Origin of the sequence: Streptomyces sp. XM83C, from assembly GCF_023072675.1 — a bacterium.
Classification (GTDB): domain Bacteria; phylum Actinomycetota; class Actinomycetes; order Streptomycetales; family Streptomycetaceae; genus Streptomyces; species Streptomyces thermocoprophilus.
Genome location: NZ_JALLGL010000661.1, coordinates 1 through 509, shown reverse-complemented (window position 1 = coordinate 509; position 509 = coordinate 1). Strand labels below are relative to the sequence as shown.

The 509-nt window shown below is 75.4% G+C and carries 1 protein-coding gene; it reads left to right on the top strand.

The features are described from left to right. Positions 1–141: 141 nt before the first annotated feature. The coding region (locus MTQ10_RS30975; RefSeq protein WP_247474149.1) for a hypothetical protein at positions 142–509 on the top strand (368 nt) is incomplete at its 3' end.

The window sequence follows — 509 nt, the reverse complement described above, 5'->3', positions numbered from 1 at the left end:
CCCCTCGCGGCGTCCCCCGCGCCCCCTGCGTCATCCACAGCCCCGGCAAGCACCCCGGCCAAGTCGTACCCTGGACACCCCCGGCCCGTCCCACGTGTCGGGCCCTTCGTGTTGCCGACCCCCTGGACGGAAAGCGCCTCCATGAGCCTGCACGGTCTGCTCGACGCCGTAGTCAAGGACCCCGCCCTCGCGGAAGCGATCACGGCGGCCGCGGACGGCAACCGGATGCACGTCGACCTCGTCGGCCCGCCCGCCGCCCGCCCCTTCTCCATCGCCGCGCTGGCCCGGCACAGCGGCCGGCCCGTGCTCGCGGTCACCGCCACCGGCCGTGAGGCCGAGGACCTCGCCGCCGCCCTGCGCTCCCTGCTGCCGCCCGAGGGCGTCGTGGAGTACCCGTCCTGGGAGACGCTGCCGCACGAGCGGCTCAGCCCCCGCAGCGACACCGTCGGCCGCCGTGATCGCTTCCGCGAGGGCGGGGTCCTTGACTACGGCGTCGAGCAGACCGTGCA